Origin of the sequence: Actinoplanes sp. NPDC051494, from assembly GCF_044454705.1 — a bacterium.
GTDB lineage: Bacteria > Actinomycetota > Actinomycetes > Mycobacteriales > Micromonosporaceae > Actinoplanes.
The window spans coordinates 571946-596754 of record NZ_JBITDZ010000002.1; the positions used below are offsets into that span (position 1 = coordinate 571946).

A 24809-nucleotide genomic window follows, 5' to 3' on the forward strand; every position below is an offset into this window, starting at 1 on the left:
CGGTCCGGGGTGGTCTGGGCATCGATGGCGTCGATGGTCCGTTTCGCGGATGGCTGAACCCTCGGTCGTCGGGCAACGTGGGGTCGTGACCTCAGGGGATCTTGAAATTCCTCAGACGTCCGGTGTCGGGGCCGATGCGACTGACGTGGCCCAGGATCGCCGTGCGCCGGTTCGCTATGTGTGGACCGCCTGTGGCCTGGCCGTGGTGAGCTGGTTCTGGTTCGCGGTGTGGGCCGTTTCCGGGGCCGGGACGGTCGCGGTCGCATATCTGGCCGTGCCAGCCGGTGGGGTCGTCGCGGTCGTCTCGCTGTACCGGCTGCGGGCCGTGGTGCGCGCGGATCCGGTCGCCCGGCGCTTCTGGCTGGGGCTGCTAGCCGGGGCCGTGGTCATGACCGTGGGATTCGCGCTGATGGCCGGGAACGCGTTCCGGTTCTCGGTGGGTTCCGTGCCACCGGACATGCCGATCTCCGCCGCCGTCTGTGTCGCCCTCGGATTCGTGCTGATCATGGTGTCGGTGGCGCGGGTGCCGGTGCCGCTCACCGGGCCGCGGGAGCGCCGCCGAATGTATCTCGACCGGGCGATCGCGTTCCTCGGGTGCGCGACGCTGCTGTGGCAGTTCGGGCTCGCGCCGATGCTCACCGCCGAGGAGCGGTGGGCCCCGCAGACGCTGGCCCTGGTCGCGCTGGCGCTCGTGGTGTCACTGGGTGGGATCACCAAGGTCTCGTACCTGGGGGACGGGCCGGTCGACCGGACCGCGGTCCGCCTGGTCGCCGCGGTCGGGCTGACTGCCGCCGGGGTGGCCGTGCTCGCCGGAACGTTCGGCGACGACGGCGGTGCCCCCGCCCAGTCGGTGGTGCTGCCGCTGGCCCCGGTGCTGATCGTGCTCGCCGTACGGGCGCAGTGGAACGCCGTGCTCGGTCACCGCAGGCCTTCGCGCCGGTCGTCGTCGTTGCTGGCGTATTTTGCCATCGCCGCGGTCGACCTTCCGCTGCTCGCTGTCGCGGCAGGCCGGCTGGAGTGGCCGGGCCGGGTGGCGGTCGTGGCGGCGGTGCTGGTCAGCGTGCTGGTGACGATTCGTCAATATCTGGCGTTCCGGGATTATGTGCGACTGCTCGACAGCGTCCGCGCGCAGGAGGTGCGCCTGCAGCACGAGGCCACGCACGACGGGTTGACCGGGCTGCGCAACCGGGCGTGGTTCCGCGAGCGGCTCGCCGGGGATCTCGCCGCGGGGCGCGGCGTGACGGTGCTGCTCGTCGACCTGGACGACTTCAAGACGGTCAACGACTCGCTCGGCCACGACGTCGGCGACGAACTGCTGGTCTCGTTCGCCGCGACGCTGCGGGAGGCAGTGACACCGAGCGACGGCGCGACACCGAGGGACGGCGCGACACCGCGGGACGGCGCGACGCTGCGGGAAGCCGCGACGCCGAGGGGCGGTGCGGCGTCGGGGGATGGGGGCGGGGCTGTTCCCGTACGCATCGGGGGTGACGAGTTTGCCCTGCTCCTGACCGGGGGCACGACGGTGGGGGAGACCGTCGCGCAGCGTGTCCTCGAGGTGCTGACCGCGCCGATCTGTGCGCATCGGCTGCTCGTGCAGGCGAGTATCGGCATCGCCACCGCTGGGCCCGGCGCGACCGTCGACAGCGTGCTGCGTGAGGCCGACGTCGCGATGTACGCCGCGAAACAGCGGGGCAAGGCCGCGTACGTTCGTTTTCTGCCGGAGATGGCCGAACCGGTCCTCGCGCACATGCGGCTCGGCGGGGAGCTTCGGCGGGCCTTGGACGAGCGGGAGTTCGAGCTTTTCTACCAGCCGGTGATGGATCTGCGTGACGGCCGGGTGATCGGTCTCGAAGCGCTGGTGCGCTGGCAGCACCCGGAGCGGGGGATGGTCTCGCCGGCCGAGTTCGTGCCCGCCGCCGAGCGGACCGGGCTGATCGTGGAGCTGGGCCGGTTCGTGCTGCGCGAGGCGTGCCGGCAGGCGTCGGCGTGGCTGACCGAATTCGGTCCGGACGCGTTGCAGAAGGTGGCCGTGAACGTGTCGGCGCGGCAGTTGCACGATCCCGGTTTCGTCGGGGACGTGCTGGCGGCGCTCGACGACAACGGCCTGCCCGCCGCCCGGCTGGTGCTGGAGCTGACCGAGTCGGCGGTGCTGCGCGGCAACCAGGTGTCGCGGGCCCTGCGCGAGCTCGACGGGCGGGGGATCAAGCTCGCGCTCGACGATTTCGGCACCGGTGAGTCGTCGCTGAGCCTGCTGCGTGCGTTCCCGGCCGCGATCGTCAAGCTGGACAAGTCGTTCGTGGACGGTATCGAGATCGACGACGCGGACCCGGCGGCCAGTGACGCGCGGCAGGCGGTGGCCCGGGCGGTGATCCAGCTGGCCGGGGCGCTGGGCCTGGACGCGGTCGCCGAGGGCATCGAGAACGAGGAGCAGGCCGAGCTGTTGCGGGCGCTGGGCTACACCCTTGGTCAGGGCTTCCATCTGGCCCGGCCGATGCCGGCCGCGGACCTCGCGAAACTGCTCGCCGGACAGGTCACGGCCGCACGTACGGGGTGACCTCGAAGCTCCAGCTGCCGGGCACGTGCTCCAGGTGGGTGAGCGGTGGCGTGGCGACCCGGTCCCCGGCGCGGACGAGCAGGGCGAGGACCGAAACCACCAAAGAGGACACGCTCAGGAGTACGCCTCCGGAGTGGCAGAGCCTGTCGATGTCCGGCCTGTCCGTGTTGACATGGACTTATGCACCGGGCGAGAGAAACTTTTGCATATTTCGAAGATTCTTTCCGCCACATCACCGAAACCTGTGATTAACATCAGCTAGCGAACAACCTCGATGCCCCAAGTGCTCCGGCGTGGCGCGCGTCGGCCGATTCCGTGCGCCCATGTCCATCCCGCACCACCGATCGGGAGGCAGTGCAAGCGATGCAGAACGAGTCCAACCTCAGCCGCAGAAATCTCCTCGGCGCCGCGGCCGTGACCGCCGGTGCCGCCGCGATCGGCACCTCCGCGCTGCTCGGGTCACCCGCCCAGGCCGGCGGCCCCGGTCACGGCGGGCACGGCAGACTCAGCCGCGTCCCCCGTGACCAGATCAGCGTGCAGCTCTACACGCTGCGCAACCAGCTCGCCATCGACCTCGACGCCAGCCTCGCCGAGCTCGCCCGCATCGGTTACCGGCGCGTCGAGCACGCCGGCTTCGTGGGGCGTACAGCCGCAGAGTTCAAGGCCGCGCTCAACCGGGCCGGGCTGCGTGCCACCTCCGGGCACGTCGGGATCCCGCAGCCGTTCAACGCGGCCACCTGGGAAGCCGCGCTCGCCGACGCCGCGATCGTGGGCAACAAGTACATCGTCCATCCGTACTTCGGGACGACCTCCACCGGCGCGCCGATCCGCGACAGCTCGGTCTGGAAGGCGTTCGCCAAGGACCTGAACAAGGCCGGGGCCCTGGCCCGCAAGCACGGTCTCAGCTTCGGGTACCACAACCACCACAACGAGTTCGCCCGCCAGGACGGCGGCAAGCTCACCGGCTTCGACGTGCTGACCCGCGAGACCGACCCGGGCCTGGTGCACCTCGAGGTGGACCTGTTCTGGGCCTACCGCGGTGCCGCCGACCCGGTCGACCTGATCGGCCGCAACCGGGGCCGGATCCGTCAGGTGCACGTCAAGGACCTGGCACCGTCGGGCACGTTCGCCGACCCGGGCGACGGGTTCATCGACTTCGCCCGCATCTTCGAGCACTCCCACGAGGCCGGCCTCGTCGAGTACATCGTGGAGCGTGACGACGCGGGCAGCCCGCCGCGTACCCCCGCCGACGCGCTGAGCACAGCGCAGGTCGGATTCCGTTTCCTCGACACCCTGCGGTTCTGAGGAGAGTCCATGAAACGTCTGCTGACCGCCGTACCCGCGCTCGCGCTGGTCGCGACCGCCCTGATGGTGCCGTCCGGCGGGGTCTCCGCCGCGCCCGCGGCCACCCCGCCGCCCGACTCCGACTTCCAGAAGGTCACCCTCAACGACTTCCCCGGCGAGCCGATCGCCCTCGCGGTGCTGCCCGACAAGCGGGTGCTGCACACCGAGCGCAAGGGGGAGGTGCGCGTCAACGACCCGAAGACCGGCCAGAACGTGCTCGCCGCCACGATCCCGGTGTACCAGCACGACGAGGAGGGCGTGCAGGGCATCGCGATCGACCCGAACTTCGCGTCGAACAAGTGGGTCTACGTCTACTACTCGCCGGTGCTGAACACCCCGGTCGACGATCCGGCCACGCCGACCGTCAACGAGGGGGACGCGCCCGAGACGGGTACGGCCGCCGACTTCGCGCGCTTCAAGGGCGTGATGCGGTTGTCCCGCTTCAAGCTGAGTGGCAACTCACTTTTGCTCACCACCGAGCAGAAGATCCTCGACGTGCCCACCGACCGCGGTATGTGCTGCCACGTCGGGGGCAAGATCGACTTCGACGGGGCCGGCAACCTGTACCTGTCCACCGGCGACGACAGCAACCCGTTCCAGTCCGACGGGTACGCGCCGATCGACGAGCGGGCCAACCGCAACCCGGTCTTCGACGCCCAGCGCACCGCGGGCAACACCAACGACCTGCGTGGCAAGATCCTGCGGATCAAGGTGACCGGCAACGGCGCCTACACGATCCCGAAGGGCAACCTGTTCAAGAAGGGCACCGCGAAGACCCGTCCCGAGATCTACGCGATGGGCCTGCGCAACCCGTTCCGCTTCACCGTCTCGCCCAGCGGCGTCGTCTACGTCGGTGACTACTCGCCGGACGCGAACACGGCGAACCCGGGTCGTGGCCCGGCCGGGCAGGGACGCTGGGCGGCGATCGACAAGCCCGCCAACTACGGCTGGCCGTACTGCGTCGCCCCCGATCAGCCCTACGTCGACTACGACTTCGCCACCAAGACCTCGGGCGCGCCGTTCAACTGCGCCGCCCCGGTCAACGACTCGCCCAACAACACCGGCAAGCGCAAGCTGCCGCCGGTCGAGAAGGCCGAGATCATCTATGGGTACGGCGCCAGCGCGGAGTTCCCCGAGCTCGGCACCGGCGGGATCGGCCCGATGGGTGGTCCCACCTACAAGTACGACGCGAAGAACACGTCGCAGACCAAGTGGCCGCGGTTCTACGACGGCAAGCCGCTGCTCGCCGAGTGGACCCGGGACTGGGTCAAGGCCCTGACGCTCGACAGCGACAACCAGGTGACGAAGATCGAATCGGTGCTGCCGTCGATCGCGTTCGACAACCCGATGGACCTCGAGTTCGGCCCGGACGGCGCGCTCTACGTCCTCGAGTACGGCGACGGCTACTTCAGCGAGAACCCGGAAGCACAGCTCGCCCGGATCGACTACGTGCGCGGCAACCGGTCGCCGATCGTCGCGGTGCAGGCCAACCCGTCCAGCGGTGCGGCGCCGCTGACGGTCACGTTCACCAGCACCGGCACGTCGGACCCCGACGGTGACACGCTGCGCTACGCGTGGGACTTCAACAACGACGGCGTGATCGACTCACGTCAGGCCAACGCGGTCTACACGTACGCCCAGAACGGGAACTACCGTCCGACCCTCAAGGTGACCGACCCGACCGGCCGCTGGGCCGCCGCCGAGGTCATCCTCCCGGTCGGCACGGCGGCACCGGTGGTCACGCTCGTCGCACCCACCGAGGGCCAGCCGTTCCAGTTCGGCGACACGGTCGACTTCCAGGTCACCGTCGAGGACGACCAGCCGGTCGACTGCGCCCGGGTCACCGTGACCTACATCCTGGGCCACGACCAGCACGGGCACCCGCTCACCACGGCGTCCGGCTGTTCCGGCTCCATCACCACGTTCCTCGACCCCGGCCACGCCGGCGCGGGGAACCTGACAGCGGTGTTCGTCGCGCAGTACACCGACACCGGCAACCCGCCGCAGAGCGGTTCGGACCAGGTGGTCCTGACCCCCACCGCGGGCTGAACGCACCCCGGCCGGGTCCGTCACCGGGCCCGGCCGGGATCTGCGGCGTTTTCACTCAAGAACGCCACCCGTCCGCCAATGTGAGAGGTGTGGAGGCGCACGGCGAGGCATGGTGGGCGCAGTTCCCCGAGGCGTCCGACCGGTTCGACCGCGCCTACCTGCTGGAAGGCTACGGCGACCTGGTCTCCCCCCGGGTGCAGGCACCGCTGCTGCGCCGTGAGGTCAAGATCGCGCTGGACACGGTCATCCGATACCTGGAACGCCCCTCCAGCGAGGAGCGCGCGGAATACGCCCGGGACGCGACCGAACGCCTCAACCGCACGCTACGCCGTATCGAGGACCGCTCGACCGGTTCGGCGATCTCCACCACCGAGGCCGAGATGATCCTGCTGGCCATGCGCGGCGACTATGCCGCGGCGGCCGCGGCGGCCACCCCGCTGGTCGGCGCCGCGAAACTGCAACGGCTGTTCGTCACCGCGCTGCGCCTCGAACGCTTCGACATCCCGCTCACCCTGCGCCTGCTCGACGGCGGCCAGACCCCGCACGAGGCGGTCCGCTCCGGCCACCTGATCGGCCGCTACAGCTGGTGGCCCACCTGGCTGCTGCGGGTGGTGACCGAGAAGGCCCTCGACGGCACGCTCGACGAGGACACGGTCGCGGCGCTGGACCGGTGCGCGTACGCGGAACTCAGTCCCACCCAGGCCCACCTGGCCCGCAAGCTGCTGTCCGGCAACCAGGGCCTGATCTCGACGGCCGCGGAACGCCTGGCCAGCCTCGGCGAGACCGAGGCCGCCGCCCGCCTGCGCGACGGCGACCTCAACGCGGTGGCCCTGGCCGCCCGCCTGGGCTCGCTCTGACCGCCGACAGCGGGTAAGCCGCACCGCTCACCCGGCGGGTGAGCGATCAGGTGGGGAGGTCGACGGTGATGGTGAGGCCGCCGCCGGGGGCCGGGGTCGCGGTGATGGTGCCGTGGTGGGCGGTGACGACGGAGCGGGCGATCGCCAGGCCCAGGCCGCTGCCGCCGCTGTGGTCGATGCGGTCCGTGGCGAGGCGGGTGAAGGGTTCGAAGAGGCGGGCCACGTCCTCGGCCGGGACCGGGGTGCCGGTGTTGGTCACCGTCAGGGCGGGGGTGCCGCCGGCCCGCACGGTCACCGTGCCGCCGGGGTGGTTGTATTTGATCGCGTTGTGCACGAGGTTGCGGACCAGGCGTTCCAGCAGGACCGCGTCGCCCGGGACGGTGCACGGGTGCAGGTCCGTGGCCAGAGTCACCCCGGCGCCGGCGGCGAGGCCCTGGTGGGCGGTGACCGTCTCGGCGGCGATCGTGTCGAGGCGGCACCGGGTGCGGGCGGCCAGACCCTGGTCCGCCTGACTCAGGACCAGGAGACCTTCGACGAGCCGCTCGTTGCGTACGTTCGTCTGCAGCAGTTGACTGGCCAGCAGAGCCGACTGTTCCGGGGTGAGCGGCTCGGCCATGCCCACCTCGATCAGGGTGCGTTGCAGCGCGAGCGGGGTCCGCAGCTCGTGGGAGGCGTTGGCGGCGAACCGGCGCTGCCCCTCGTAGCCGGCCGAGATGCGGTCCATCATGTCGTCGAGCGAGTGTCCGAGGCGGGTCAGTTCGTCGTGGCGCGGGCCGGCCGGGCGGACCCGGTAGCCGAGGTTCTGCGGGCCCACCTTGTCGATCACCGGCACCAGGTCGGCGATCGGCGCGAGCAGCCACTTCGCGACCGGCAGGGCCAGCAGGACCAGGAGGACGGCGCCCAGCGCCCAGGCGCCGGTGGAGAAGACCGGGGACAGCGTACGGACGAAGTCGCACGGATCCTCGACCGGCTGGGACGTGGTGAGACAGTCGGGTTCCAGGTCGAGGACGTACATCGGGAGCTGGCCGTAGAAGCGGTCCACCACCATGCCGAACGTCATGGCCAGCACGAGCAGCACCAGCACCCGGCCACGCAGGGACCTGATGCGCACGGTTACCGGCCGATCCGGTAGCCCGCGCGCGGCACGGTCAGCACCAGCTGCGGTTCGCCGATCTTGCGGCGCAGCGTGCTCACGGTCACCCGGACCACGTTGCTGAACGGGTCGGTGTGCTCGTCCCAGACCTGGTCGAGCAGCTCCTCGGTGGTGACCGCCTGGCCGCGGGCCCGCATCAGCGCGTGCAGCAGGCCGAACTCCTTGGCGGTGAGCGGCAGCGGCTGACCGTCGCGGCTGGCGGTGCGGGTGGCCACGTCGAGTTCGAGGCCCTCCTGGCGCAGCACCGGCGGCAGCGCGGGGGCGGTGCGCCGGGCCAGGGCCTGGACCCGGGCGACCAGCTCGGCGAACGCGAACGGTTTCGTCAGGTAGTCGTCGGCGCCCAGGCCCAGGCCGGCGACCCGGTCGTAGACGCCGGCCGCGGCGGTGAGCAGCAGGACCCGGGTCGGCAGGCCCGCGCCGCTCACCCAGCGGCACACGTCGTCGCCGGTGCGGCCCGGCATGTCGCGGTCGAGGACCGCCACGTCGTACGGGTTGACGCCGAGCTTCTCCAGCGCCTGCTCGCCGTCGTAGCAGACGTCGACCGCCATGGACTCCCGGCGGAGACCCACGGCGATCATGTCGGCGAGCAGCCGCTCATCGTCCGCGACCAGCACACGCACTCGTACTCCCGGCAGGTTGACGTCCGGGCCAGCATGTCAGAGAGGAGGGTAAGCGCGGGATAAAGTCGCTGTCAGCGCTGATCCCACAACCACACGTCACCGACCTGGGTGCCCGGGCCGTACACCTGGGTGATCAGATCGCGCAGCGCGTCGGTGCCGGACTCGGCCCGCATCACCACCACGGAACCGTTCCACCGGGTGACGTCGGCCCGGATCGCGTCCTTGTCGGCCTGGGTCAGCACCGGTGCCACCCCTTCGCGGAGGGTCTTGCCGACCAGCACCGTGGTGCGGCTGGTGGTGGTGGTCCCCATCTTGCCGGCGCCGTCCTTGTCGGGCCCGAGGAAGTAGCCCTCCGGCACCGTGAACTCGTGCTCGGCCCACGCGCTCCACCCGAGCTGGTCGCGGCCCAGGGAGTTGCTCGGCAGCGGCACGGACACGAGCGTGCCGCCCGCGGGGACGTACTCCTTCCAGGTGCCGGCCGTGATGAACGCCGGCGGCGGGCGTTCGTCGACCGCCGGGACCGGGGTGGGGATGATCGGGATCAGCGCCGCGGCGATGGCGATCCGCGGCACGACGCCGGTGAATCCCCAGCCGTTGGCGGCGGCCCGGTCCCAGCCCAGCGCCACCAGCAGCGTGATCGCGCCGACCACCGCGAACGTCAGCCGCGCGGGCATCATCAGGTTGAAGATCGGCGTGTGCTCGGGGATGAACGCGAGCGGGCCCTTGTGCTCGGTGAGCAGCCCGCCGATGCGCAGCACCGGGCCCAGCGACAGCACGGCGAACACGATCGCCACCACCGAGGCCACCCGGGCCGGCACCGACCGGCGCCAGCACACCGCCGCGAGCACGAGCGTGAGCAGCACCAGCGGCCAGCCGAACCAGCTGTTCTGCTCGGTCAGGCCCTGCCGGATCTCGTCGTCGACCCCGCCGGCCAGGGTGTCGCGGGAGAACGTCAGCCAGGTGATCGGGTCCTCGCCCCAGGTGGTGAACGCCGGCATGCCGCGGAAGGTCTGCGGGCCGGCGAACTGGAACCACAGCGGGTACGCGCAGAGCGACCCCGCCACCGCGGCGGTCAGGCCCATCGCGCGCAGGAAGTCGAGCCCCCGCTGCTTCGCCACCGAGGGACGCATCAGCGCGTACACGAGCACCGCCGTGGCGGACCCCAGCGCGGTGACCAGCAGCATCTCCTCGTTGATCAGCACCTGCCAGGTGATCAGACCACCGAGCAGCAGCCCGTCGCGGATCCAGCGCCCGTTCGAGCCCAGCAACAGCACCCGCGCCACGATCAGCGGCAGCAGGAAGTTCGACACGAAGTTCGGCTGACCGTTCGCGTGGTGCACGAAGCCCGGCGCGAACCCGGCGAACGCCCCGGCCACGATCGCGGCGGTCCGCGACCGCACGACGTAGCGCTGCAGCACCCAGTAGGTCGTGAACGCGGTGCCGGCCAGCGCGCCGACCATCCAGACCAGGTAGGCGACCTTGGTCCCGAACCACATGGTCACCGGGGCCAGCGGGATCGTCACGCCGAGCACCGAGGTGTTGGCCATCATGTTCACCCCGTAGGGCACGTTCTGCCGCATCGAGAAGAACGGGTTCTCCAGGTGCCGCACGGTGTAGGCACCGTGCGAGAGCAGCCACTCGAACCACGTGTTGTCGATCGGCAGGTGCCCGGAGATCCGGCCGTTCGGGTTCACCACGAACCCCGCCATCACCACCAGCCCCAGGACCAGGTAGACAATCCCGGCAACCACATGCCAGAGGTACGGACGGCCGGGCCCCGGCTCCCGGGCCGGCGGTGTTCCGGCACCGGCGGTCGGCTGCTCGATAGTCAGGGGGGAGGTCATGCACGCGCATGGTACGGACCCTCGCGTGAAGCCGCGATAAGGCCCCCGGGATCAGCGGATCTCGACCTCGTACAGCGAGTACCCGTACTGATTGATCCGCTTCGTGCCGTAGACCCGGACATATCGGCCGGACGCTTTGTCCGCGTCGATGGACACGGTGCCACCCGTGCCGGCGGTCGTACGGTAGACCGGGGTCCACTTCTTCTTGTCGGCGGACACCTCGACCCGGTAGGCGACCCCGTACGCGTTCTCCCAGCGCAGCTGGACCTCGGAGATCTGCCAGCGGGCGCCCAGGTCGACGATGAGCCACTGCGGGTCGCTGAACCCGCTGCCCCACCGGGTGGTGGTGTCGCCGTCGACGGCGTTCGCCGGGGCCCACGGGTCGCCCTCCGAGCTGGAGGCGGTGACCGTGGCGTCCAGCGCGAGGTTGCGCCCGCCCGGGTTCGCCGACGCGGCCGGGCCCGCCTTGGCCGAGGCGCCGGCGGACGGCTTCTTGCTCGACGGCTTGGCGCTCGAGGCGGTGGGCTTGCCGGACGGGCGGTCCCCGGCGGCCGGCGGGCGGGCCGAGCGGGACGGTTCCGGCGAGAGCGTGGTCTGCTCCGCGACCGGTGATCCCGAGCTGGTCAGGGGCCCGCCGTCGATGGTCCCGGCCGTGCTTGCGGTGGCGCTCCCGGCGGTGGTCTCGTCGGTGCGCGAGGCCGCGATCGCGGTGCCGGCCGCACCGCCGACCAGGGCCACGGCGACGGCACCGACCAGCAGCCGGCGCCGCGCGGGCCGGTCGGGGCGCCGGGGTGCCGGGGCGGCGGCCGGTGGTGCCGCGACCGGGCCGCCCGGCGGGGAGAGCGCCGGCCGGGCGGACCGCGGCGGCGCGGCGGGTGCGGGTGCGCCGGGTGCGGCGACGGGGCCGGGCGTGGCGGCGGCGGGAGTGGCGGCGGCGGGCGTGGAGACAGGGCTGGGTGCGACGGCTGCGGGTGCGGGGTGGTCGCCGAGCAGCATGTCGACCAGGGCGCGGGCACTGGGCCGGGCGGTGGGATCCTTGTCGAGGCTCCGGGCCACGACCTCGCGCAGCGCCGGGGGCAGGCCGTCGAGCTGGGGTTCCTGGGTCAGGATGCGGCCGGCTGTCGCGGCGGGGGAGTCACCGCGGAACGGGGTACGCCCGAGCCCCGCGTACGTCACCACACAGCCCCAGGCGAACACGTCCGACGCCGCGGTCGCCGGGTCGGTGTCCGGGTCGTCGGTGAACCGTTCCGGAGCCATGTAGGCCACGGTGCCGACCAGGTCGTCCGTACCCGTGTAGCGGCTCGTGGGGTCGAACGCGCGGGCGATGCCGAAGTCGATGACCTTGGGGCTGCCGAGCGCGAGCAGCACGTTCTCCGGTTTGAGGTCGCGGTGGATGACCCCGGCACCGTGGATGCCGCGCAGCGCGGTCGCGACCCCGACCGCGAGCGACTGCAGCGCGGCGGCCCGCAGCGGCCCGCGGTTCTCCACCACCTCGGCGAGGTCCGGGCCGTCGACGTACTCGAACACGACATAGGGCGGCACGTGGTCGAGGTCGGCGTCGAGGACCTCGGCGGTGCAGAACGGCGGCACCTCGCGGGCCCGTTCGACCTCGCTGCGGAACCGGGCCCGGAACTCGGCCTCCTCCATCAGCGCGGCGTGCACCAGCTTGACCGCCACCGGGGTGCCGTCGCCGTTCTCGGCGAGGTAGACCACGCCCATGCCGCCCGAGCCCAGCCGCCCGAGGAGTTGGTACTCACCGAGCTGTCGCGGGTCGAGCGGGGTCAGCGGGCGAACGCGACCTGCGGTGTCCACGTGTGTTTCTCCCCGGGTCGGCGACGCCACCGCCATGAGCTGTGGCAGTCATGATCCATGGCAGCGAATTCGTCTGGTATATCAGGCCGCGCCCCGATCCGCCGAACCAGGTGCGGGCCGACCCGTGAGTAACATGGCCGGCCCGCCAGCGGGTGCCTACGCGGTCTCGTAGCGTGACTTCGTGGCGTTGTAGAACGCCAGGATGTCGGCGTCCTCCGCGGCGTGGTTCCACGTCCTCGCGGCGCCGATCCGGCCCGGGAAGAACGTGGCGTCCGCGCGGGCCCAGCGTCCACGCCCGAGGGAGAGCTTGCCCTCGGCCTTCCAGAACGACGACGTCGGTACGGTCATCGACGTCTTGGGCAGCCCGTCGACGAACAGCGTCACCGCGCCGGTAGCCGGCTCGACCCGGCCGGTGAGCAACGTCCAGTCGCCGGCCTTCGGCGCAGGCCCGCCCGTGGTGCTGCGGAAGACCGCCGTGGTGGCGTCGGTGCCCGGGAGGTTCATCGCCCACGTGCCGGAGAGATGGTTGTACTCCAGGTAGAAGGCGCTGACGTTCGTGCCGTCCACCCCGGCGACGGCCCAGTCCACGGAGCCGGGCGCGGTGTTCGGGCGCACCCACGCCGCGACCGTGTACGCCGACGTCGTGGTGATGATCGGATCGGCGGCCGAGCAGGCCTGGTACTGCCCGTTGAGATGTGCGCCGTCCACGGCCCACGAGGTGCCGCCGGTGCAGGTCAGCGTGTGGGCGCCGGTGGTGTCCCGCAGAGCGGTGCCGGCCTTCTCGTCGACCGGCCAGGTGGCCGAGACCTGCCGGGGTGCGGGCGGCGACCAGGCCTCGTACGTGTGCTTGTCGTTCGTGCAGTGGTCGACGACCAGCTTGTTCTTGTTCTGTGCGGACAGGCACAGGCCGGACTGCGGGTTGACCAGGGAGCTGTTGGACTCGATCCGCCACTGCTGGGCACCGGTGCCGTTGCAGTTGTACATCTGGACCGGGGTGCCCGGGACCAGGCCCGAGCTCTGCACGTCGAGGCACCGGCCACCGATCATCAGCAGGCCGCCGGTGACGGTGACCTGGTTCAGCGCACCGGGCGCGCAGAGGTTGGTCTTCACCGCCACCCCGTTCGCCGGGGTGGACGCGGCGGCGAGGCAGTTACCGCCGGTGGCGCCGAGGCCGAAGACCCGGTCGGTGATCGTGCCCGCGGCGACGGCCGGCGTGAACACCCGTACGTAGTCGACCGACATGGTGGCCCGGTCCACCGCGGGGGTGCCGGACGCGCCGCCGACCGCGAGGTTGAGCAGCAGGAAGAACTCCTGGTCGAACGGCCACTGACAGCCGGCGGCCAGGACGTCCTGCCGGTAGACCGTCGCGTACGTGTGCCCGTCGACGGCGAACGAGATGTGGTCGGCGAACCAGTCACCGGAATAGACGTGGTAGCCGGTCGACAACGGCTCGGCCGACGGGGTGAACGTGCTCGCCTCCGGCATGAGGCCCCAGGCACCCTTGTTCTGGTGCAGCGTGCAGCCGGGCAGGGCCTTGCCGATCGGGCTGAAATGGACGTCTCGCTGACCGGGGGCCATGACCTCCATCCAGTCGATCTCCCCGTTGGCCGGCCACGACGAGGTCTCCCGGCCCTGGGCCCAGAACGCCGGGAAGTAGCCGTCCGCCGCCGGGACCTTGATCCGGGCCTCGAACCGGCCGTACTTCTGCCGGAACGTGGAATGGGTGACCAACCGTGCCGAGGTGTGGGTGCAGTCGACGGTCCGCGGCTGCTCCCCGGCGGTCCGGCACTTCGTCCCGGCCGGCACGTCACCGGTGTGCGCGTCGATCGTCAGGTTCTCGCCGTCCTGGTACGCGTTGGCGACCGCGTCGGTGTAGAACTCCTGCTCACCGTCGGGCCAGCCGATCTCGCCGACGTCATGGCCCCACTTCGCCGGGGACGGTCCCGACCCCGCGGGGTCGCGGAACTCGTCGCTCCACGTCTGTGTCCACTGTGTCGTCGCTCCGGTCGGGTTGCCGGGCTCCACCGCCGCGGCCGGCCCGGGGCTCAGGGAGACCACCGCGATCAGGGTCGCCGCGGCGACCCCGGTCCGGCGGGCCACATCAATGATCATGGCTGTCACTCTGCCAAGAACGGCGGGATCCGTGGGGGCACGGGTGTCGGATATCGGCGGCGTGATCACCTATTTCGACGCGATGGGCGGCGGCCGCGCGGGGTCTGCTGGAGTCATGACGACGCCTCGCCGGATCCGGCACCGCAGCCTGAACGCCGCCGACGACACCGATCTACGCGTCGCGCTGGCCACCGCGGACTCCCTGCAGTCGACGATCCGGGCGGCGGACGCCAAGATCGCCTCGCTGGCGACCGTCGCGTCCGGGGCGGTGGTGCTGATCGGCGACCGGATCGCCCCGGGGCCGGCGGTTCCGGTGGCGTACGCATGTCTGGTCGCGACGGCGATCGGGAGTGCTGTCGTCGTGGCGTGGTGCCTGATCCTCGCGATCCGGCCGAGGACCCCGCGGCCGGTGGGGACCAACCGCTTCGCGCTGGCGAGCATCGTCGCGGCGGGGGACCGCCCGGCGCCCGGCGGTGCCCGGCGGGTGCGGGCCGAGGCGGAGCAGCACGTGTCCATCCTCGCGGGCATCGCGATGCGTAAGCACGAGCTGATCCGGCGCAGCCTGCCGTGGGTCGCGGCCGAACTCGCCGCCACCGCGGCGCTGCTGGTGCTGACGGCGCTGGTGTCCTGAAGAGCCCGGCCCGGCCGTCGGGGGACGACCGGGCCGGTAGGACGGTTACGCGCCGCCGGCGGTGAGGGTCACCGTCTGGGGCTGGAAGCCGGCCCCGGTCACGTCGACGCCGGTGGCCTTGACCTGGTCGAGGGCCTGCTGGATGTAGTCGTTGGTGTAGGCGAGGCCTTCCGGCTGCTTGGTGATGACCGTGTCGCCGGTCTGGTTCTTCGCGGTCAGCGAGATGTCGACGGTCTGCTTCCAGTCCGCCTCGCTGATCAGGCCGACGCCCGTGGTGGCCGGCCAGACCAGCTTGTTGACCTCGTTCATCTGCCAGAGCTGGTGGCTCTTGCCGAGCTTGGAGCCCTTGGCCACCACCAGGTCGCGGCAGGCCTGCGGGTTGTCGCGGCAGTAGGCCCAGCCCTTGACGGTGCCGGCGAGGAACTTCACGGTCTGCTGCTGGTACGCGGGATCGCTGAGCTTCTCCGTGTTGGCCCACACCGCGTCCTGCAGCATCGCCGAACCGTTCGTCTTCCAGTCGATGACCGTGAAGTCGTCGGCGGTGTAGAGCTTGCCGGTGGCCGGGTTCGTGGCCTCGAGCAGCTGCGCGTACTCGTTGTAGCTCATTGCCTGGGCGACGTCGATCTCCTTCTTGAGCAGCGCCTGCATGTCGAACTGCTGCTGGACGAGGGTGACGTCCTTGCCGGGGTCGATGCCGGCCTTGGTCATGCCGGCGAAGAGCTCGAACTCGTTGCCGAAGCCCCAGTTGCCGACCTTCTTGCCCGTGAAGTCGGCGGCCGAGGTGATGCCGCTGTCCTTCCAGCCGACCTGGTACGTGCCGGAGCGGGCGAAGATCTGGCCCACGTCGGTGATGCCGGCACCCTGTTCGCGTGACGCGAGGGCCTTGGGCACCCAGGCGACCGCGTAGTCGGCCTTGCCGGTGGCGAGCACGGTCTGCGGGACGATGTCGACACCGCCTTCGAGCAGCTCGACGTCGAGGCCCTGTTCTTTGTAGAAGCCCTGGTCCACGGCGGCGATGTAGCCGGCGAACTGGGCCTGGTAGAACCACTGCAACTGCAGCTTGATGGGGGTGGTCCCGCCCGAGGCGGTCGGGGTGGCGGTGGTGTCGGCCGTGCCACAGGCGGTGAGCAGGAGAAGGGAAGCGGCGATGAGGTATCGGCGCACGCGGGCTCCTTAATAGCGGTAGGGCATGGTGAGGCGTTCCACGAGGAGCGTGGCTAGGTAGAAGAGCAGTCCGAGCAGGCAGGCACCGACCACGAAGGCCCAGGCCCGGGGGTACGCGGTGAACGAGGCCGCGGAGGTGATCCGGGACCCGAGACCGTTCTGCAGTCCGCCGAAGTACTCGGCGACGACCGCGGCGATGACGGCCAGCGACGACGCCTGTCGCAGGCCGGTTAAGACGAAGGGCAGCGCGCCGGGCAGGCGGACGAGGCGGGTGAAGGCCCAGCCGCCCGCCGCGTAACTGGTCATCAGCTCACGGTGGGTGGGGTTCACCTCGCGCAGGCCACGCAGCGTGTTGATGAAGACGGGGAAGAACACGATGATCCCGGCGACCAGCCGGCGGGGCAGGCTGGACGTCGACTCGAACATGTTGTTGAGGATCGGGGCGAGCGCGATGATCGGCAGCGCGTTGAGCACCGCCGCGAGCGGCAGGGACACCTCCGACAGGATCCGGAACCGGCTCGCCAGCATGGCCGCCAGCACCGCGGCGACGGTGCCCCAGAGCAGTCCGATCAGGGCGTTGAGCCCGCTGGCCCCGGCGGCGTCGAGGATGTTGCCGCGCTGTGCCACCAGCTCGTGCCAGATGGCCGACGGGGCGGGCAGCACGAACGGCGCGATCCGGCCGAGCGAGACGGTCAGTTCCCAGGCGATCAGGGCGACGACGCCGAGGAGCACCGGGGGCAGGACGCGCTTCACGCCGCCGCCCGGAGCGCTTTACGGACCGTGGTGACGGCGTCGAAGAACGCGGGGGACTGCCGGACGTTCTCGTCACGCGGGGTGGGCAGGTCGATGTCGACGGTCGCGGTGATCCGGCCCGGCCGTGGTGACATGACCACCACGCGGGCGGACAGGAACACCGCCTCGGAGATGGAGTGGGTGACGAAGACCGTGCTGGTGCCGGTCTTCGCGCAGATGCCGAGCAGTTCGGTCTGCAGGCGTTCGCGGGTCATCTCGTCCAGCGCGCCGAACGGCTCGTCCATGAGCAGCAGCGGCGGTTGCACGGCGAGCGCCCGGGCGATGGCGACCCGCTGCTGCATGCCGCCGGACAGCTGCGCGGGGTAATGGTCGGCGAACTCGTCCAGCCCGACCAGGGCGAGCATCTCCTCGGCCCGGGCCCGGCGGGCCGCGCGGGACTGCCCGCGCAGTTCGAGGGGCAGTTCCACATTGCGGCGTACGGTTCGCCATTCGAACAGTCCGGCCTGCTGGAACGCGATACCGTAGTCCTGGTCGAGGCGGGCTTTCGGCGCGGGTTTGCCGGCCACCACCACCTCGCCGGTGGTGGGCGCGATGAGGTCCGCGACCAGCCGCAGCAGCGTGCTCTTGCCGCAGCCGGACGGGCCGATCAGCGAGACGAACTCGCCCGCCCCGACCGTGAGGTCCACGTCGGACAGGGCGGTGACCTCGTCGGCACGTCCCTGGTTGAAGACTTTGGTGACTCCGGAGACGGAGACAGCTGTCACATCGTCACCACCGTGACTCGTCGTCGGTGCCGCATGAGCGGCAGTTCCAGCAGGCTGACCAGGCCCGCCACGACCAGTCCGAGCAACGCCGCTCCGATCATGGCCGTGTAGACCTTCGCCGGGTCCGAGGTGGCCTCCCGGGAGTATTCGATGATCAGGCGGCCGATGCCGCCCTTCGTACCGGTGGAGATCTCCCCGACGACCGCGCCCACGACGGCGGCCGCACCGGCGAGCCGCAGCGCCGGGAACAGATAGGGCAGCGACGCCGGGAAGCGGAGTTTGACCAGCGTGCGCCACCACCCCGCGGCGTAGCTGCGCATCAGCTCCACCCCGCTCGCCGACGGCGACTGCAGACCGCGCAGCATGCCGACGGCGACCGGGAAGAAGCTCAGGTACGCGGCGATCACCGCGACCGTCATCCAGTCCTGCCACGGGTACGGGCCGAACGCGAGGTTCCCGCTCCAGCCGGCGATGAGCGGCGCGAGCGCGACCAGCGGCACGGTCTGGGACAGGATCACGTACGGGAGCAGCCCGCGCTCGACGATCCGGAACCGTTGCATGGCCACCGCGAGCAGCAGCCCGACGACCGTCCCGGTGACGAACCCGGCCGCGGTGATGCCGAGCGTGAACAGCGATCCGCTGAGCACCACCTGCCAGACCGGCCGGCCACCCGTGAGTTCCGGGCGGCCGAGCCGGCTGAGCATGTCCCACACGTGCGGCATGGACAGGTCGTCGGCGCGCGGCAGGACGCGGGTGCCGAACAGCACCGTCCCGTCCGGGTTGCCGACCGCCTTGTAGCCCTCCCACAGCAGGACGAGGAACACCAGCCCGGCCGAGACGCTGAGGACGCGCCTCATGACCCGGCTGAAGGGGACATGGCCGGGATGATGCTTTTCCCGTACGCCTCGAGCGTCGCTTCCTTGTCGTCATGTTGCAGGTAGACGGCGAACTGGTCGACGCCGAGTTCCTTGAGCTGAGCCAGCTTCTCCAGGTGCTTCTCGACCGGCCCGAGGATGCAGAACCGGTCCACCACCTCGTCGGGCACGAAGCTGGTGTGCGAGTTCCCGGCCCGCCCGTGCTCGGCGTAGTCGTAGCCCTGCCGCGCCTCGATGTAATCAGTCAATGCTTTCGGGACCGCCCCCGCGGCGCCGTAGCGTTGGACGATGTCGGCGACGTGGTTGCCGACCATGCCGCCGAACCACCGGGTCTGGTCCCGCTGGTGTGCGAGATCGTCCCCGACGTAGGCCGGTGCCGCGACACAGAACGTGATCGCCATCGGGTCCCGGCCGGCCTTCTCGGCCGCGTCGCGCACCGCCTTGATCATCCAGGCCGCGATGTCCGGGTCGGCGAGTTGCAGGATGTAGCCGTCGCCCACCTCACCGGTCAGGGCCAGGGCTTTCGGCCCGTACGCGGCGACCCACATCTCGAGCCGGCTGTCCGGCGCCCAGGCGAACCGGAGCTCCTGCCCGCGCAGTTCCACGGAAGCGCCGCTGGCCAGGCCGCGGATCACCTCGATGCTCGTCCGCAGCTGCCCGAGCGTGTTCGGCTTGAGCCCGAGGACCCGCAACGCGGAGTCGCCCCGGCCGATGCCGCAGACGGTGCGGTTGCCGTACATCTCGTTGAGCGTGGCGAACTGCGAGGCGATGACCGTCCAGTCCCGGGTGCCCGGGTTGGTCACCATCGGCCCGACGATCACCCGCTCGGTCTCGGCCAGGATCTTGCTGTAGATGACGAAGGGCTCCTGCCACAGCACGTGCGAGTCGAACGTCCACACGTGGCTGTAACCGAGGTCCTCGGCCTTCTTCGCCAGCTCGACGACCTCGCTCGAGGGTGGGTCGCACTGCAGGACGACGCCGATGTCCACCGTCTCACCTCACCTTCGGGAATCCGAGGTCGATCTCGGACGTGGCCGGGTCGGGCCAGCGCGAGGTGACGACCTTGCTGCGGGTGTAGAACTGCAACCCCTCCGGGCCGTACATGTGCAGGTCGCCGAAGAGCGACGACTTCCAGCCACCGAAGCTGTAGTACGCGACGGGTACGGGCACCGGCACGTTCACGCCGACCATCCCGCACACGACGTCGTACTGGAACTGCCGCGCCGCGCCACCGTCGCGCGTGAAGATGGCGGTGCCGTTGCCGTACTCGTTGCTGTTGACGAGCTCCAGGGCCTGCTCGTAGGTGTCCACCCGGACCACCGACAGCACCGGCCCGAAGATCTCGTCGGTGTACAGCGGCGAGTCCGTCGGCACCTTGTCCACCAGCGACGCCCCGAGGAAGAACCCGGGCCCGTCGGAGACAGCCGCGTCGCGGCCGTCGACCACGATCTCGGCGGCCCCGGCGTTCGCCAGGTAGCCGGCGACCTTGTCACGGTGTTCGCGGCTGATCAGCGGGCCCATCTCGGCGGACGGGTCCGAGGCCGGTCCGACCGCGATCCGGCCGACCCGCTCCTTGATCGCTTCGACCAGGGGGTCGGCGCTCGCCCCCACCGCCACGACCACCGCGACCGCCATGCAGCGTTCGCCGGCCGAGCCGTACCCGGCGCTGACCGCCGCGTCCGCGGCCGAGCCGATGTCCGCGTCCGGCAGCACCACCATGTGGTTCTTGGCGCCGCCCAGCGCTTGCACCCGTTTACCCGCCCGGGTGCCGTTCTCGTAGATGGTCCGGGCGATGGGGGTCGAGCCGACGAACGACAGCGCCTGCACGTCCGGGTGCTCGATGAGCGCCTCGACGGCCTCCCGGTCACCCTGCACGACGTTGAACGCGCCGTCCGGCAGACCGGCCTGGCGCAGCAGGTCGGCCAGCAGCAGCGAGACCGACGGGTCCTTCTCGCTGGGCTTGAGCACGAACGTGTTGCCGCAGACCAGGGCGTTGCAGAACATCCACATCGGGACCATCGCCGGGAAGTTGAACGGCGTGATGCCGGCGACGACCCCGAGCGGCTGGCGGATGGAGTAGACGTCCACGCCGGTGGAGGCCTGCTCGCTGTAACCGCCCTTGAGCAGGTGCGGCGCGCCCGCGGCGAACTCGATGTTCTCCAGGCCGCGGGCCAGTTCGCCGCCCGCGTCGGCCACGGTCTTGCCGTGCTCGGCGCTGACCAGCGACGCGATCTCCTTGCGGTTGGCGTCGACGAGCTCGCGGAAGCGGAACATCACCTCGGCCCGGCGGGACAGCGACGCCGCCCGCCAGGCCGGGAACGCCTTCTTCGCGGAGGCCACGGCCGCCGCGGTCTCCGCCGTGGTGGCGGCGACGACGTACGCCTGCTGCTCGCCGGTGGCCGGGTCCCAGACGGGGAGCTGCCGGCCGCTGGTGCCCGCTCTGGCCGTACCGTCGATCCAGTGTTCGATCTCGCGCATGTCGCCCCTCCTAGATGAGGTAATCGGACAGGCCCCGCGGGACGTACCGGCCGTGACCGGCCCGTCCCTTGTACTCGCCGTCCTGGACGATGACGGTGCCGCGGGAGATGACCGTGTCGACCCTGCCGGCGATCTCCCAGCCCTCCCACGCCGAGTAGTCCATGTTCATGTGGTGGGTGTCGACCGAGATCCGGGTGCGCCCGTCCGGGTCGTACAGCACGATGTCGGCGTCGGAGCCGGGCGCGATGACGCCCTTTCTCGGGTACATACCGAACATCCGCGCCGGGGTGGTCGCGATCGTCTCGACCCAGCGGCCCAGCGACAGCTTGCCGTCTACCACGCCCTGGTACAGCAGGTCGACGCGGTGCTCGACGTTGCCGATCCCGTTGGGGATCTTGGAGAAGTCGCCGATCCCCATCTCCTTCTGGTCTTTCATGCAAAAGGGACAGTGGTCGGTGGAGACCACAGCGAGATCATTAGTACGCAGTCCGCGCCACAGATCCGCCTGATGGCTCTCGTGCTTGCTGCGCAGCGGCGTCGAGCAGACCCACTTGGCGCCCTCGAAACCGGGGGCGCCGAGCTGGTCCTCCAGCGTCAGGTACAGGTACTGCGGGCAGGTCTCGGCGAACACGTTGCGTCCCCGGCTGCGGGCCGCGGCGACCTGTTCCAGAGCCTTCGACGCGGACAGGTGCACGATGTACAGCGGGGTGTCCGACGCGACCTCGGCCAGCCAGATCGCCCGGCTCGTGGCCTCCGCCTCGAGCTCCTGCGGCCGGGTCGTGCCGTGGAAGTACGGGTCCGTCTCGCCGCGTTCGAGGGCCTGCTTGACCAGCACGTCGATGGCCGGGCCGTTCTCCGCGTGCATCATGATCATGGCGCCGTTGTCCCGGGCCTTCTGCATCGCGCGCAGGATCTGGCCGTCGTCGCTGTAGAACACGCCCGGGTACGCCATGAACAGCTTGAAGCTGGAGATGCCCTCGGTCGCCACCAGCTGGTCCATGGCCTTGAGCGACTCGTCGTCCACGCCACCGATGATCATGTGGAAGCCGTAGTCGATGTGGCAGTTCCCGGCCGTCTTCTCGTGCCAGGCGGCCAGCCCGTCCTGCACCACCTCACCGGTGCGCTGGATCGCGAAGTCGATGATCGTGGTGGTGCCGCCGAACGCCGCGGCCCGGGTGCCGGTGTCGAACGTGTCGCTGGCCTCGGTGCCGCCGAACGGCATCTGCATGTGGGTGTGCGCGTCGATCCCGCCCGGGATGACGTACTTCCCGGTCGCGTCGATGGTCTCGGCGACGTCCGGCGCGCTGCCGGGAGCGAACAGCGCGACGATCCGCTCCCCGTCCACCAGCACGTCCGCCGGGTTCGGGCCGGTCGGCCCGACCACGGTCCCGTTCTTGATCAGGTAGCTCACGGTCGGACCAGCCCGTCGTAGCTGTCGGGGCGGCGGTCGCGGTAGAACTGCCAGCGGTCGCGGACCGTGTCGAGCAGGCCGAGGTCCAGGTCGCGGACGATCAGCTCCGGGTTGTTGGTGTCGCCGACGTCGCCGACGAACTTGCCCTCCGGGTCGACGAAGTACGACTGGCCGTAGAAGTCGTTGTCGCCGAGGTCCTCGGTGCCGACCCGGTTGATCGCGCCGATGAAGTACTCGTTGGCGACCGCGCTGGCCGGCTGCTCCAGCTGCCACAGGTACGACGACAGCCCGCGGCTGGTGGCGGACGGGTTGAAGACGATCTTCGCGCCGGCCAGGCCCAGCGCGCGCCAGCCCTCCGGGAAGTGCCGGTCGTAGCAGATGTAGACGCCGATCCGGCCGACCGCGGTGTCGAACACCGGGTAGCCGAGGTTGCCGGGCCGGAAGTAGAACTTCTCCCAGAAGCCCTTGACCTGCGGGATGTGGTTCTTGCGGTACTTGCCGAGGTAACTGCCGTCCGCGTCGATCACGGCGGCGGTGTTGTACAGGACGCCGGGCTGCTCCTGCTCGTACATCGGCAGGACCATGACCATGCCCAGCTCGGCGGCGAGGGCCTGGAACCGCTCGGTGGTCGGGCCGGGGACCGACTCGGCGTACTCGTAGAACTTGCTGTCCTGGACCTGGCAGAAGTAAGGGCCGTAGAAGAGCTCCTGGAAGCAGATCACCTTGGCGCCCTGGGCCGCCGCCTCACGGGCGTAGTCCTCGTGAGCCTTGATCATCGTTTCTTTGTCGCCCGTCCAGGTGGTCTGGACGAGGGCGGCGCGCACGACGGTGCTCATGCCTGCCCCTCTCTTTGTGTGGTGGTGTACGTCACGACTCGATTGTGATCGCGTACGCACCACCTGTCATTGACCCTGCACGGCTTGACATCCAGGGCTCATGTCGGGGAACACTAATGACACAGCCTCGGGCGGACAATTGCCTACCTGTTACCGAATGTTTCGGATGTGAAAATTGCTGCTCCTCATCACCGAAGCGGTGGACGACCGCAGTGCGCGCGGGATCGCGGCCGCTGTCAGTCGTCTCGTCACCGCGGGTGATCTGCCGAGTGGGGCCCGCCTGCCGACCGTGCGGGACGTGGCCCGGGCGCTGGGCGTCAGCCCGACCACGGTCAGTGAGGCCTGGCGGAGTCTGGCGCGCGCCGGGGCGATCCAGACCCGCGGTCGGTCCGGCTCCTTCGTCACGGCACCCGTGCTGCCACGACAACGCCTTCGGTACGCGCAACTGGGCGGCACCCTCAGCGGGGTCACGAGGGACTTCTCGACCGGGGTTCCCGACTACGACCTGTTACCGAGCATCACCGAGTCGCTCCGGCGGCTGGGCGACGCGCGGCTCACGACGAGTTACCTCGAGGCGGCCGTGCTGCCCCCGCTGGAGACGGTGCTGCGGCAGCGGTGGCCGTACCCCCCGGAGCAGGTGACCGTGGTCGACGGCGCGCTCGACGCGCTGGACCGGGTGACCCAGACGGTGGTCCGCTTCGGTGACCACGTGCTCGTCGAGAATCCCGCGTTCCCGCCCGTGCTCGACCTGCTCGAAGCGGTCGGGGCCACGATCGTCGGCGTGCCGATGGACGGGCACGGCCTCCGGCCCGACCTGCTCGCCGCCGCGCTCAAGTCCTACGACCCGGTCGCGGTGTACCTGCAGCCGCGCGCGCACAACCCCACCGGGGTCAGCCTCAGCGCCCGGCGCGTCGAGGAGCTCGCCGACGTGCTGGCCGCGTACCCACAGGTCACCATCGTCGAGGACGACCATGCCGGGGACATCGCCACCGCGCCCCCGGTCAGCCTCGGCACCCGCCTGCCGGACCGCACCGTGCACGTCGCCGGCTTCTCCAAGAGCCACGGCCCGGACCTGCGGCTCGCCGCGCTCGGCGGACCCGCGGCCGTGGTCACCGCGGTCGCCGACCGCCGCCTGCTCGGGCCCGGCTGGTCCAGCCGCCTGCTGCAGGCGGTGCTGCTCGACCTGCTCACCTCCCCGGACGCCACCGCCCAGGTCGCCGCGGCCCGGACGTTGTACGCCGACCGCCGCACCGCGCTGCTCACCGCGCTCGCCGAGCGGGGCGTCACCGCCACCGCCGACGACGGCATCAACCTGTGGATGACCGTCGAGGACCAGCAGACGGCGATGCTGACGCTGGCCGGCCACGGCATCGCGGTCGCCCCCGGCGCCCCGTTCGCGGTGTCCCCGCTCGGCGCCGACCACGTCCGGATCACCGTCGGCCTGATCCGCGGCGACGTCACCGGCCTGGCCGACATCTTCGCTTCCGCCGCCGGGGCCGGTGCCCGTGGCGGCGGTTCCCGTAGCCACCCGCACCCACGCGGCTGGCGCTGA

At 70.7% G+C, this 24809-nt stretch carries 20 protein-coding genes; 6 read left to right on the top strand and 14 right to left on the bottom strand.

Annotated features, from left to right (window positions below):
• The first annotated feature begins 205 nt into the window (after positions 1 to 205).
• A complete protein-coding gene (locus ACIA6A_RS09255) occupies positions 206 to 2554 on the top strand; it encodes a putative bifunctional diguanylate cyclase/phosphodiesterase (protein ID WP_396096988.1) in 2349 nt (782 codons plus the stop codon).
• On the opposite strand, the gene ACIA6A_RS09260 is transcribed toward ACIA6A_RS09255, so the two are convergent.
• Positions 2532 to 2666 (bottom strand): hypothetical protein, encoded by a 135-nt coding sequence (locus ACIA6A_RS09260; protein WP_396096989.1) that lies wholly within the window; start codon positions 2664 to 2666, stop codon positions 2532 to 2534. The genes ACIA6A_RS09255 and ACIA6A_RS09260 overlap by 23 nt on opposite strands.
• A gap of 251 nt (positions 2667 to 2917) precedes the next feature.
• Between ACIA6A_RS09260 and ACIA6A_RS09265 the strand changes: the two genes are divergently transcribed.
• The 3 genes from ACIA6A_RS09265 to ACIA6A_RS09275 all read left to right on the top strand — a co-directional run bounded on the left by ACIA6A_RS09265 (position 2918) and on the right by ACIA6A_RS09275 (position 6804).
• Entirely contained in the window at positions 2918 to 3859 is a 942-nt protein-coding gene (locus tag ACIA6A_RS09265) for a sugar phosphate isomerase/epimerase family protein (protein ID WP_396096990.1), read from the top strand.
• A 9-nt stretch (positions 3860 to 3868) separates the two neighbouring features.
• Complete coding sequence (locus ACIA6A_RS09270; protein ID WP_396096991.1) at positions 3869 to 5947, top strand: PQQ-dependent sugar dehydrogenase; 2079 nt, start codon at positions 3869 to 3871, stop codon at positions 5945 to 5947.
• A gap of 89 nt (positions 5948 to 6036) precedes the next feature.
• Positions 6037 to 6804 (top strand): hypothetical protein, encoded by a 768-nt coding sequence (locus tag ACIA6A_RS09275; protein ID WP_396096992.1) that lies wholly within the window; start codon positions 6037 to 6039, stop codon positions 6802 to 6804.
• 46 nt (positions 6805 to 6850) lie between these two features.
• Here the strand turns inward: ACIA6A_RS09275 and ACIA6A_RS09280 are convergent, their stop codons facing one another.
• The 5 genes from ACIA6A_RS09280 to ACIA6A_RS09300 all read right to left on the bottom strand — a co-directional run bounded on the left by ACIA6A_RS09280 (position 6851) and on the right by ACIA6A_RS09300 (position 14345).
• On the bottom strand, positions 6851 to 7915 hold the full coding sequence (locus tag ACIA6A_RS09280; protein WP_396096993.1) for an ATP-binding protein: 1065 nt from the start codon (positions 7913 to 7915) through the stop codon (positions 6851 to 6853).
• A 2-nt stretch (positions 7916 to 7917) separates the two neighbouring features.
• A complete protein-coding gene (locus ACIA6A_RS09285; protein ID WP_396096994.1) occupies positions 7918 to 8577 on the bottom strand; it encodes a response regulator transcription factor in 660 nt (219 codons plus the stop codon).
• A gap of 71 nt (positions 8578 to 8648) precedes the next feature.
• Entirely contained in the window at positions 8649 to 10421 is a 1773-nt protein-coding gene (locus ACIA6A_RS09290; RefSeq protein WP_396096995.1) for a hypothetical protein, read from the bottom strand.
• 51 nt (positions 10422 to 10472) lie between these two features.
• The gene (locus ACIA6A_RS09295) at positions 10473 to 12233 is read right to left on the bottom strand and encodes a protein kinase (protein ID WP_396096996.1); all 1761 of its coding nucleotides are present in this window, start codon (positions 12231 to 12233) and stop codon (positions 10473 to 10475) included.
• Between the two features lie 156 nt (positions 12234 to 12389).
• A complete protein-coding gene (locus ACIA6A_RS09300; RefSeq protein ID WP_396096997.1) occupies positions 12390 to 14345 on the bottom strand; it encodes a LamG-like jellyroll fold domain-containing protein in 1956 nt (651 codons plus the stop codon).
• A gap of 115 nt (positions 14346 to 14460) precedes the next feature.
• On the opposite strand from ACIA6A_RS09300, the gene ACIA6A_RS09305 reads away from it, so the two are divergent.
• Positions 14461 to 14976 (top strand): hypothetical protein, encoded by a 516-nt coding sequence (locus tag ACIA6A_RS09305; protein ID WP_396096998.1) that lies wholly within the window; start codon positions 14461 to 14463, stop codon positions 14974 to 14976.
• 45 nt (positions 14977 to 15021) lie between these two features.
• Here ACIA6A_RS09305 and ACIA6A_RS09310 read toward each other — a convergent pair whose 3' ends face one another.
• Genes ACIA6A_RS09310 through ACIA6A_RS09345 form a run of 8 tightly spaced genes read right to left on the bottom strand, consistent with a single transcriptional unit; the run spans position 15022 to position 23257 of the window.
• Positions 15022 to 16140: an ABC transporter substrate-binding protein gene (locus ACIA6A_RS09310; RefSeq protein ID WP_396096999.1), complete on the bottom strand. Its 1119-nt coding sequence runs from the start codon at positions 16138 to 16140 to the stop codon at positions 15022 to 15024.
• A 9-nt stretch (positions 16141 to 16149) separates the two neighbouring features.
• Positions 16150 to 16893: an ABC transporter permease gene (locus tag ACIA6A_RS09315; RefSeq protein WP_396097000.1), complete on the bottom strand. Its 744-nt coding sequence runs from the start codon at positions 16891 to 16893 to the stop codon at positions 16150 to 16152.
• Complete coding sequence (locus tag ACIA6A_RS09320; RefSeq protein ID WP_396097001.1) at positions 16890 to 17657, bottom strand: ABC transporter ATP-binding protein; 768 nt, start codon at positions 17655 to 17657, stop codon at positions 16890 to 16892. The genes ACIA6A_RS09315 and ACIA6A_RS09320 overlap by 4 nt, the downstream gene beginning before the upstream one ends.
• Positions 17654 to 18514, bottom strand: coding sequence for an ABC transporter permease (locus ACIA6A_RS09325; protein ID WP_396097002.1), 861 nt, complete (start codon positions 18512 to 18514; stop codon positions 17654 to 17656). The genes ACIA6A_RS09320 and ACIA6A_RS09325 overlap by 4 nt, the downstream gene beginning before the upstream one ends.
• Positions 18511 to 19521, bottom strand: a complete 1011-nt coding sequence (locus ACIA6A_RS09330; RefSeq protein WP_396097003.1) for a TIGR03842 family LLM class F420-dependent oxidoreductase — start codon at positions 19519 to 19521, stop codon at positions 18511 to 18513. The genes ACIA6A_RS09325 and ACIA6A_RS09330 overlap by 4 nt, the downstream gene beginning before the upstream one ends.
• Positions 19522 to 19525: 4 nt before the next feature.
• Positions 19526 to 21010: a CoA-acylating methylmalonate-semialdehyde dehydrogenase gene (locus tag ACIA6A_RS09335; RefSeq protein WP_396097004.1), complete on the bottom strand. Its 1485-nt coding sequence runs from the start codon at positions 21008 to 21010 to the stop codon at positions 19526 to 19528.
• Positions 21011 to 21020: 10 nt separating this feature from the next.
• The gene (hydA, locus tag ACIA6A_RS09340) at positions 21021 to 22421 is read right to left on the bottom strand and encodes a dihydropyrimidinase (RefSeq protein ID WP_396097005.1); all 1401 of its coding nucleotides are present in this window, start codon (positions 22419 to 22421) and stop codon (positions 21021 to 21023) included.
• Positions 22418 to 23257 (bottom strand): nitrilase-related carbon-nitrogen hydrolase, encoded by an 840-nt coding sequence (locus ACIA6A_RS09345; protein ID WP_396097006.1) that lies wholly within the window; start codon positions 23255 to 23257, stop codon positions 22418 to 22420. The genes hydA and ACIA6A_RS09345 overlap by 4 nt, the downstream gene beginning before the upstream one ends.
• A 175-nt stretch (positions 23258 to 23432) precedes the next feature.
• Between ACIA6A_RS09345 and ACIA6A_RS09350 the strand changes: the two genes are divergently transcribed.
• A complete protein-coding gene (locus tag ACIA6A_RS09350) occupies positions 23433 to 24809 on the top strand; it encodes a PLP-dependent aminotransferase family protein (RefSeq protein ID WP_396097007.1) in 1377 nt (458 codons plus the stop codon).

What these genes read in the sequence shown, in the direction of transcription:
- ACIA6A_RS09300 (WP_396096997.1), bottom strand. Translation starts at nt 14,345, where the DNA reads ATGATCATTGATGTGGCCCGCCGGACCGGGGTCGCCGCGGCGACCCTG.
- ACIA6A_RS09270 (WP_396096991.1), top strand. Translation starts at nt 3,869, where the DNA reads ATGAAACGTCTGCTGACCGCCGTACCCGCGCTCGCGCTGGTCGCGACC.
- ACIA6A_RS09325 (WP_396097002.1), bottom strand. Translation starts at nt 18,514, where the DNA reads ATGAGGCGCGTCCTCAGCGTCTCGGCCGGGCTGGTGTTCCTCGTCCTG.
- ACIA6A_RS09290 (WP_396096995.1), bottom strand. Translation starts at nt 10,421, where the DNA reads ATGACCTCCCCCCTGACTATCGAGCAGCCGACCGCCGGTGCCGGAACA.
- ACIA6A_RS09305 (WP_396096998.1), top strand. Translation starts at nt 14,461, where the DNA reads ATGACGACGCCTCGCCGGATCCGGCACCGCAGCCTGAACGCCGCCGAC.
- ACIA6A_RS09345 (WP_396097006.1), bottom strand. Translation starts at nt 23,257, where the DNA reads ATGAGCACCGTCGTGCGCGCCGCCCTCGTCCAGACCACCTGGACGGGC.
- ACIA6A_RS09265 (WP_396096990.1), top strand. Translation starts at nt 2,918, where the DNA reads ATGCAGAACGAGTCCAACCTCAGCCGCAGAAATCTCCTCGGCGCCGCG.
- ACIA6A_RS09335 (WP_396097004.1), bottom strand. Translation starts at nt 21,010, where the DNA reads ATGCGCGAGATCGAACACTGGATCGACGGTACGGCCAGAGCGGGCACC.